At 65.1% G+C, this 1,227-nt stretch carries 2 protein-coding genes; both read left to right on the forward strand.

Going from position 1 to position 1,227, the window contains the following annotated elements; genetic code table 11:
- The coding region (gene rsmG / locus I71_RS28645; protein ID WP_042702297.1) for a 16S rRNA (guanine(527)-N(7))-methyltransferase RsmG at window positions 1-501 on the forward strand (501 nt) is incomplete at its 5' end.
- Between the two features lie 62 nt (window positions 502-563).
- Window positions 564-1,227, forward strand: a 664-nt coding sequence (locus I71_RS28650; RefSeq protein ID WP_042702301.1) for a ParA family protein, incomplete at its 3' end; no start/stop codon positions are given.

The following is a 1,227-nucleotide window of genomic DNA, read 5'->3' on the forward strand; positions in this document are numbered from 1 at the left end:
TCTGGTCGGCCCGTCACTCTGCCGGAAGCATGGAAACGCCACTTCCTCGACTCCTCCCAGCTCCACCCGCTGCTGCCGGAAGGGACGCGGGTCCTGGTCGATCTCGGCAGCGGCGCCGGTTTTCCCGGTCTGGTGCTCGCCATCCTCGGTGTGCCGCAGGTCCATCTGATCGAGAGCGATGTGCGCAAATGTGCCTTCCTGCGCGAGGTCGCGCGGGTCTGCCAGGCGCCAGTCACCGTTCACACCAAGCGGATCGAGACCGTCACTGGCATCGAGGCCGATGTCGTTACCGCCCGTGCCCTGGCGCCGCTGACCGATCTCTTCGCCTGGGCTCACCCCTTCATCGGCTCGCGCGGCAAATGCCTGTTCCTGAAGGGCGCCGCGCTGGACGATGAATTGACCGCGACCACGCAGTGTTGGACACTGGATGCGGAGCGATTTGACAGCCGCACCGATCCGAGCGGAACCATCCTGCGTGTGAGTCACCTTGAGCGTGCGTGAAAACCGTGCCTGACACTGTTCCCCCGCCCTCTTCCCGCCAACCGGACTCCCGAGAGGCTGCCATGTCTGCCGTCACCCGTCCCCTTGCCCGTGTGGTTGCGATTGCCAACCAGAAGGGCGGCGTGGGCAAGACCACGACGACGATCAATCTCGCCACCGCTCTCGCCGTCATCGGCAAGCGGGTGCTGGTCATCGACCTCGACCCCCAGGGCAATGCCTCCACCGGTCTCGGCATCCCGCGGTCCGACCGTCGCGTCGGCATCTATGACGTGCTGTTCGACGACGTGTCGCTGGAGGACGCAGCCACCCCGTCCTCCGTGCCGAACCTGTCGATCATCACCTCGTCGGTCGATCTGTCGGGCGCGGAAATCGAGCTGGTCGGCGCCGAGCGCCGTGAATTCCGCCTGCGCGAGGCGGTCGCCAACAGCGCGCTGGAATATGATTATGTCCTGATCGACTGCCCGCCGGCACTGGGTCTGCTGACGCTGAACGCCCTGGTCGCCTCGCATGCCGTCATGGTCCCCCTGCAGTGCGAGTTCTACGCGCTGGAGGGTCTCAGCCACCTTGTCCGCACCATCGAACGGGTGAAGCGCGCCTTCAACCCGAACCTGGACATCCATGGTGTTGTGCTGACCATGTTCGACAAGCGCAACAATTTGTCGGACATGGTGGCGGCGGACGTCCGCGGCTTCTTCGGGGAGAAGGTGTACGACACCGTGATCCCGC

It is taken from the genome of Azospirillum sp. B506, from assembly GCF_000333595.1.
Taxonomy (GTDB): Bacteria; Pseudomonadota; Alphaproteobacteria; order Azospirillales; family Azospirillaceae; genus Azospirillum.